This is a genomic window from Nostoc sp., assembly GCF_036919595.1.
Taxonomy (GTDB): domain Bacteria; phylum Cyanobacteriota; class Cyanobacteriia; order Cyanobacteriales; family Nostocaceae; genus Nostoc.
In genome coordinates, this window is the sequence record NZ_JBALCO010000161.1 from 1 (window position 1) to 8,656 (window position 8,656).

Annotated in this window: 4 protein-coding genes and 2 pseudogenes; 5 read left to right on the forward strand and 1 reads right to left on the reverse strand. The window is 41.3% G+C overall.

Annotated elements, in window-relative coordinates; genetic code table 11:
- Window positions 1-391: 391 nt before the first annotated feature.
- The 5 genes and pseudogenes from V7K21_RS30890 to V7K21_RS24970 form a co-directional block, all read left to right on the forward strand.
- Window positions 392-475, forward strand: a pseudogene (locus tag V7K21_RS30890) (hypothetical protein); the annotation flags it as partial.
- A gap of 1,014 nt (window positions 476-1,489) precedes the next feature.
- A pseudogene (locus tag V7K21_RS30895) lies at window positions 1,490-2,674 on the forward strand (HEAT repeat domain-containing protein); the annotation flags it as partial.
- A 1,667-nt stretch (window positions 2,675-4,341) separates the two neighbouring features.
- Window positions 4,342-5,553 carry an ATP-binding protein gene (locus V7K21_RS24960; RefSeq protein WP_335177984.1) on the forward strand — a complete coding sequence of 404 codons (1,212 nt, stop codon included), beginning with the start codon at window positions 4,342-4,344 and terminating at the stop codon, window positions 5,551-5,553.
- Between the two features lie 123 nt (window positions 5,554-5,676).
- A complete protein-coding gene (locus V7K21_RS24965) occupies window positions 5,677-5,970 on the forward strand; it encodes a helix-turn-helix domain-containing protein (RefSeq protein ID WP_335177986.1) in 294 nt (97 codons plus the stop codon).
- A gap of 130 nt (window positions 5,971-6,100) precedes the next feature.
- Complete coding sequence (locus V7K21_RS24970; RefSeq protein ID WP_335177988.1) at window positions 6,101-6,403, forward strand: hypothetical protein; 303 nt, start codon at window positions 6,101-6,103, stop codon at window positions 6,401-6,403.
- Between the two features lie 103 nt (window positions 6,404-6,506).
- On the opposite strand, the gene V7K21_RS24975 is transcribed toward V7K21_RS24970, so the two are convergent.
- Complete coding sequence (locus V7K21_RS24975) at window positions 6,507-8,408, reverse strand: TnsD family transposase (RefSeq protein ID WP_335177990.1); 1,902 nt, start codon at window positions 8,406-8,408, stop codon at window positions 6,507-6,509.
- Window positions 8,409-8,656 lie beyond the last annotated feature (248 nt).

The following is an 8,656-nucleotide window of genomic DNA, read 5'->3' on the forward strand; positions in this document are numbered from 1 at the left end:
AGACATCGCTGACATCCTCAAAGATAAAAGCGTTGAGGCTGAAGTTCGTTCCCGTGCGGCATCAGCTTTGGGGAATTTGGGAACAGCAGCCACACTCTACGTCAAAGACATCGCTGACATCCTCAAAGATAAAAGCGTTGAGGCTGAAGTTCGTTCCCGTGCGGCATCAGCTTTGGGGAATTTGGGAACAGCAGCCACACTCTACGTCAAAGACATCGCTGACATCCTCAAAGATAAAAGCGTTGAGGCTGAAGTTCGTTCCCGTGCGGCATCAGCTTTGGGGAATTTGGGAACAGCAGCCACACTCTACGTCAAAGACATCGCTGACATCCTCAAAGATAAAAGCGTTGAGGCTGAAGTTCGTTCCCGTGCGGCATCAGCTTTGGGGAATTTGGGAACAGCAGCCATACCCAACGTCAAAGACATCCTTAACTTCCTCAAAGATAAAAGCGTTGAGGCTTCAGTTCGTTCCAGTGCGGCACAAGCTTTGGGGAAATTAGGAACAGCAGCCACACCCTACGTCATAGACATCCTTAACTTCCTCAAAGATAAAAGCGTTAGCGTTGAGGCTGAAGTTCGTTACAGTGTGGCATCAGGTCTGGTAAAAATCAGACAACTAAAATTCGATGAGATAATTGTCATTCTGGATAATGCCTATTACGACGGTCAGTCATACATTGAATCCTGGCGCTTTTTAACTTATTTCCTTGGGGGCGGTACTGAGCAGGTTAAAACTCTACTTCAATCATTAGGTGAACCTAAAAAAAAATCCGATTATCTAAAACATTATCAGTGCCAAGAAGCACTACAATTTTTTCTTACAACTTGGAAAGATAGTCAAGATTTGGCGAAATTACAGGCAGATTTGGCAGAGCAAATTGCCGCAGCTACAAACAAAACTTCTTGTAAATGGCAAGATATTAAGTTACTTCAATCTCATTACAATAATCTCAAAACTGCTGGTTTTTCACAAGCAGATACGGTAAAGTCAAAAATTGATACTCTAGAATTTCAGAACCGATTTTTGCTGCTTGCAAAAGTCATCCTTATTCACCTTGCCATTTGGCTTACTCTTATCCTGGCCTATCCTAAACTTACCCAATTTCTCGCACCTTTGTTCTGGAACCCTTGGGTACGGATAATTCTCGGTTTTGGTTACATCGAGTTACTTCTAACTTGGGTTCCTTGGCTGCGTTGCAGATTGTTGCAACCATTTAAACCTTTGCTACTAGCAGATGCGGGATTAGACAATTTCATTGAACAAGCTTATTTTGCTGAATCTTATGTCAACGTTCCACGGGGGAGTAGCCCAGCCTGGGAAAGGGGACAAGGGGACAAGGGGACGAGGGGACAAGGGAGCAGCGATCGCAATCGGCTGGGATTGCTTCGCTACGCTGTTGCGACTTTCGCAATGAAAATTCAAAATTGGTATGCTTCTAGGCAAAAGGGAGTGCAACCGAAGACAAATTCCCCAAACAACATAACACCAGAAATTCAACCCATTACCCAAGCAATCCCCACTCTCCAAGGGCAAATCGTCTTAGAAGGCGACTCTGGTTTAGGTAAGTCAATGTTTCTCCGCCATTTGGTGAACAATTCCCAGCACATTTTTGTTTACTTACCCGCCCAAAAATGTGATAGAGGCGTCATTGAAGCAATTTATGCCAAGCTATGCGGACAAATACAAGATGCCAAGTTCCTCAAAAATCTAATTTATAGTGGAGCCTTAGATATCTGCATCGACGGACTCAACGAAGTCACACCGGACACGCGGGCAAAAATCTCTCAGTTTGCGGAAAGCTATTTCCGGGGCAATATGATTATGACAACCCAGCCCCTAGAGTGGATACCGCCTTCTACAGCTAAGAAATATGAATTGCAGCCTTTGCAGCGCCAACAAATCCAGCAGTTTTTGCTTTCTCGTCATTGGGTTTCTGAAGTTTCACGGGATGAAAACCTCTCTCCTCGTAGGAGAGAGGCTTTGATTTCTCCTCCCTCCCTCATAGGGAAGGGGGCTGGGGAGTTAGGTTCCACCACTGAATACGAGCAAGCCTGTTCCAAGTACCTTGCAGAAGCCTTCAACGAGCAACAATCACCGGAAGATTTAGCAGCAGCAAAGCGGATTCTTTCTAACCCGATGGATTTAACGCTGGTTGCCCTGATGCTATCACAAGGACAGCAACCAAATTTGTTTCGCTTGCAAGAACAGCAATATCAGCTAATGGCAGCAGAATACCTGCGAGAATGGCAACATGAATTTCCTTTAAAGAAATTCTCTGAAGCAGTTTATCAAATGCGGCTGAACGACGAAAGCACCATATCCGCTGAGAAATTCCAACCAGAATTAACCAGTCTGGAAGATGAAAAATATAAGATGGTGATCAGCCGTCAATGGGAGAATGACAAGGGTGAAGCCCAGAAAAGCTGGTACTTTCGCCACGATAAAATTATGGAATTCTTCTTGGTGCAAAACTTTCTTGGTGGAGGTGAAGCAGTTGAAGAACGGGTTAATCAACACATTAATGACCCCAGATTTCGCGGTGTCTATTTTTTATTAGCTAATTTACTGCCTTTAGATGCTGCTTTAGGACTGCGAGAAAGAATCATTGAATACGCGGCTAATAGCAAAGACCATACATTAAGTGATAAATTTGTCCAGTTATTACACTTACGCTTACCTTCCCAATGGACTCAATACGGCACACTTAAGCAACTGCTACAACAACACGAACAAAAAACTCAATCTTTAGATTTAGTAGCGAATTTTTTAGAACAAGTTGATGCGAACGTAAAACGTGAAACAGAATACCTGACTATCGAATCTATCGCCGGCAGTCTAAGCATAAGCATTTACGCGCCGTTCCCTGTATTAATTACTGTTGACACACCAACAGATCAAGATATCATTCGCCTGGTGCAACTTGCCCAAAAATTGCCAACAGAACAAACACAAAAAGCTGGTTTGTTAATTTACAAAGTTCCACCAGATACTACAGCCAGAATGGAAATTGCTAAAGTGGGGCTACGCGACAATTTTCTGCTAATTCCCATTCCGCTGACATCAGTAGAAAAAGCATTACCCGATAAATATGAATGTATTGGCTTGCTGGAAGGATATTGCGATCGCTACCTCCAGCGTGCTGATTTCTTTGATGACAAGAACGCCATTAGTGACACTTTATCATTTTTTGGTCGCACAGAACTCTTACAACGCTTGGGAGAAGAACTGCTGAGATATCAGGGTGTGGGACTATTTGGATTACGCAAGTCAGGTAAAACTTCCGTGCTGCTCCAGTTAGGCTTTATGCTGCGCGAACATCCGATAATACATATTGATTTGCAACGCTATGGTGGTTCTCGCTACGGTGCGGCTTTATTTAATGATATTATTCAGTATCTATCTACTCTAGAAAGTGAAGTTACACTCCCTCAATCTGCACCTTTGGCTTTAGATAAACCAGCCACAGAGCTAACTGGTGAATTTATTCAACGAGTCAATGAACTTGCCCGTGCTATTCAAAAAAATAATAAATATAAATTGCCCATTCTATGCCTTTTAGATGAAGTAGAAAGAATTATTCCCACACCAGAAGACAGCCGCGGAAAAGCCGAAGAATTTAATGCTTGTTTTGGGGCGCTGCGAGTGTTATGTCAACAACATCGGCAAATGTCACTACTAATTGCTGATGTCCATCCCGATTGCAATCGCATTAATTCCTGGTCACAACCAGGAGTTGCGACAAATCCGGTGTTTAGCTTCTTCAAAGAAATATTTTTACCGCCTTTCTCAAAAGCTGAAACTCAAGAAATGCTGGTGAATCTTGGTAAATTAATGGGGTTAGAGTTTGATGCAGCCACACCTCAACAAATCCATTACCAAAGCGGTGGACATCCTTTTGTTTCTCGCCAACTAGCTCGCTTTTTAACAGAAAAAATCAAAGATAATCATACCAAGCCTGCTCAAAATGGCAATATGCTGATTGAATGGTCAATGGTAGAGCCATATTTAGCCAGAACTTTAACTCAAAGTGGTGAGTTAAAAAATTACCTAGAAAGAAGCATTTGGGAAGATTTAACAAAACGCGACTTTCAAGTTGCAATCTCCATTCTGCGAGTCATCGCCTGTAAGGAACATTTCTCCGACAGAATACCACAACCAGCCTTACTCAACCAACTCAAAAGTAAATTCACAGCCAATCAGTGCTTAGATGCTTGTAATTGGCTCAAAAATGTTGGATTGTTGTATCAGGAGGAAGTTGAGCATCAGGATTTCTACCATATCCGAATTCCTCTCTTATCACAGTGGATTCAAATGCAGATGACAGAAGAGGAAATCGAGCAATGCAAGATTTTGTAGGAGAACGTCCCTTTGATAATTACCGCGTCGCCATTACAGACCCCTCCCACTTCATTGGACGCAGCAAATTAATCAATACCATGCTCAAGTCACCTTTTCAGGTGCGGATACTCTTAGGCGGACGGCGTTTAGGTAAAACCAGCGCCTTACGTGCTGTGGAGTGGAACTTACTGAATCCGAAAACCAATTATCCCCGGCGTGCCTTTCCCGTACTAATTAACCTCCAGTTAGAACAACCCAAAGACTTAGATAATTTGCGTTACCTCCTCATCGCCAGACTCCGCGAAGCTATCGAACGCTGGCGAGAAGTACCTCTAGCTGAAATCCGGCAAATGTACCGCGAGTTTCTTAGTCAAATTAAGGGTGGCGAAGTTACCCTGAGTTTCCTCAAACAGTTAGATATCAAATTAAACATTAATAATCCCGACTCCGAAAGACGGTTAAATAACGATAGTTTTCGGTTAGCCTTCTTAAGAACTACAGAAGAATTGCGAAAGTTAAATTTTCAGGGAGTTTGCTTTCTCATCGATGGCGCTGAGTTTATTGTCCGCCAAAATTGGGCAACTGATGCTTGGTCTTACCTACGTGGTTTAAAAGATACCGACACTGCCATTAAGCCTTGCTTAGGTCTTTTATTGTCAGGCTATCGAGATTTGAAAGAATATCAGCAGCGCGTCGGTTCGCCATTATTAAACATAGCAGAAATCGAATGGTTAACTCTCTTAAGCGACGGAGAAACCAAAGAATTAATTAGCGATCGCGCCGAACAAGAGAAAATATCTTTGAGTGAAGATAAAATTACCTCAGTTATCGAATGTTCAGGTTGCCATCCCTACCTTATACAACAAGCATTAAATCTGATTTTCGACTCTAACTACCAGCAAGATTTCTCTGCTAATCTCATCGACAAACTGCTACAGCATCATGACAAAGACTTTTCAGCATGGTGGAACGCTGAACATCTGTCTGGTTGCTTTGGCGAAGATGAACGCAAAATTTATTCTGCCCTGATTGAGAACCGCAAAGCAACCCCTAAAGATTTAGCACAGTATACAGGTTTCAGCCGAGCAAAGGTCATAGACGCATTAGAAGTGATCACTGGTACTGGTGTGATTCGTCAGTCAGATGACGATTCTTATACATTAGGTTCTCGCCTGTTTGAAGAATGGGTGACACAGCAGTGTATTAGCACTTAAAGATATATTAGTTTAACCAGATTGTGATGGTGCATTAGGCGATCGCTTTCGTCTTATCTACTCATAGTTTGTAAACTGTAGTAGCCCAAAATTCTGCTGTTTGTTTACTGCTGTAGCTATTATATGAGTGATAAGGGTAAAAAAGAAACTAAAATGTATATTTATGTTGCAGATGTTGTATTTGTTGCTTGGAATAGCGACAGAGGTGTTCTTCTAAAGCGATTACGCGGTAAAAAATCGCGGCAGAAACTAGCTGATGAAATTGCAGCTACAGGAGGGGAATGCTCCCATCAGAACATCAAAAAACTAGAGTATGGTGAGTCCGAGAGTGTTTCTATTAAAGTATTAGAGGCTATTTGTGTTGCATTAGATATTTCTCTGAGCGACTTCCTTAGCACTGTAGAAGTGACTAATTAAAGTTTTACATATCTTCTTGCTTTATGGGTACTACAGTAGCTAATATATTTTATGAAATCCAAAAAGCGATCGCCCTCCGTCCAAAGATTGCGATCGCCTTTTGTTAAACCCCATCAATGAGGTTACTCAGATGATTGTACAAGATGAATTTGACAACCAAGCCTCGGCTCAAGCAGAGTTTGAGGAATATGTTGACCACTTAGCTGACACAGTAGCACCAGAAATTGAAATTGACTCAGTGCCAGATGATTTGGGAGAACTGTATCGAGTTTGGAACGGTTCCCAACTTCTGGGAACTTTTTACCAGAATCTTGAAAGCAAATGGATAGCACAGCCCTGTAATAGCGATAAAAGACACTGCTGTGACACTTCTGATTCGGCGTTGCTTTTGATTATTGCTGTCAACGGCTTACTGGTCGCGGATGTAGCCTAAAACTCAATATTTTTCCCATCACTTAGAGACGTGTCAAATTCACGTCTCTTTCTTATTTAGAGCTTTTGATCAACAGAACTATCATCAAGAAAGTGTTATTAACTTAATCCGGTTGCTTATAAAGCTCATTTTCTAGAAATGCTTGTACTCTCTGTGAGCAATTTTCTCGTAGTGCAGCCAGTCTAATCACCTTCCAAGGCTGAATTTCTTCTCCGCAATCATCAAGCCGCTGAATTGCCCACTTAATACGCCGAATCTGAAAATCCTCTACAGTTTCTGTCACTGATTCTAAATAAACCTTAGTCAGTGGCATTTCTGCTAAATGTTTTTCGAGTAGCGCCAATAAGCCAATACTTTTCCCTATCCTGCAAATAGTGATTCTCGTGGGTTTTTCTGTACTCAGAAATGTTCGCACAGCAGTTTTTACCTTTTCGAGAACTTGCTTGTCTCTTTCTGTCCAGTCAACTTTACCGGAGCAAAGGACAGGCACTTTTAAAGAAGGCGAATTTTTGTTTAGCCACTCTTTGTCGTTTCTGTATAGCCAAATATACGTTCCCTTGGCTAATCCCCTCAAAGTAGTTCTTGAGGCTTCTGGGTACTGCTGTTGTAAAGCTTTCCAAACTTCCCTGTATTTGATTCTGTCATCACTGGCTAAATTTAGATTTAAGTTTAAAACTTCCTGTGAGTCTACTAGCCGATTTTTCTCGGAAGATTTCCAAAAAGTTTTTAGCTTAAGTATGGCAGTATAACGTTTTACTGTTCTGGAATCGACCTTGAGTTGTCTTGCTGTCTCTCGTAGACCTAATTTTTGGATTTCTACCAGTTCTTTTAGCTTCTGCTCCCAGAATTGACCGTAAGTCAAGACTTTGCCAATTCGCTGCTTATCTTCGTCAGTTTTATCAGGGCCAGTTCTGCAATAAACCATCCCACAGGAACAAGAAAAAGTACCTAACGGCTTTTTATTATCCAAACAGTGAGTGACAACAAGATTAGTTATTACTGGCTTGAGGTAGTGGTCTACCGCAGCATTTAGACACAGCCAAGACCCCTTACCAAAAGGTTTATACTCGTAATCCGTGTTGAAAAATTCCTCGATAGAATTCGTCAGGAATCTAATTATGAGTAGATGTCTGATGGGATGAAATGACTTTCTATGCTTCCTAACAATGCTGAATAGCCAGTTTTGCTCATTTTTGTAATTCACCATTGAGTTAACAGCTTCAAGCACTTCAGCACCATAAAAGAACAAGAAATCATCTAGTAGTCTCTTCTGGTTTACTCGCCCGGTTGCGGTTGCAAAATCTTTTTCAATCAATAAAGCTATATATTTTCTTTGAAACCACTCTAATTCTTTAGAGAAAAGATTACTATTTATCAACCAGGAAATATCTTGAGCCAGCAGTCGCAACTTTTTTAAAGTCTCTTGACTGTAAGTCTGTTGTATCGGTACAACAGGACAGTTTTCTTGGCTTGCAGCATAGTATTCATGCCTGTTAAAACCTTGTATGGGAATTGTACTATCTTGCAAAGTCACATCATGAACTGGGCAAACCAGAACCCCTGGTGTTTGGTGTAATCTATGCCAGTAGGACTCCCCATAGTTTTGCAAATCTTCTTCCAAACATTTTGGGCAAAATTGCAAATACCTCTGCATCTTCAACGAACTCGCCATAATTCCGGTTCTAGTATGAATATCTCCTCCGAAATCTGCTTTCATAGACTCCATCACCTGACTGGCTCTTTTCGGTGGCAGAAAAACACTATAGAAAGGATAGAGGGTATATTTATATATCAAATCTTCTACTTGATAATTCGAGATAAATTGTAGATTCTCAATCAACGAATTAAGGTTAGAAGGTAAGTCAACAGTAGCTATTACATCTTGAGAATTAAATAGCTCCCTTAGAGTTATTTTTGGACTGGTGTTCCCACCCCTAATGTGGTAACGAGCCAAGATACTGTATAAAATTTCATCTGGATAAGAGGTTGGAAAAAAGCCAAGCATAGATTCTTTCTCATGTTGAAGCTTGAAAAGAATATTTTTGTAAATTCCAGATATTTAGTTTTGCCTAGTTAGAATTATTGGTTAATTACAGATTAATTAATGCCTAGAATCGAAGTACTAGTGCATTTTTTCAATTAATTGGAGAAATTCCTTAACCTGACTTTTCCCGTTAAGTCTCTTTTGCAAGCTGCCAACCCTCACAGAGATCGTGTAATTTTAACCAACCTCGCCACAGTACCTGGATACCA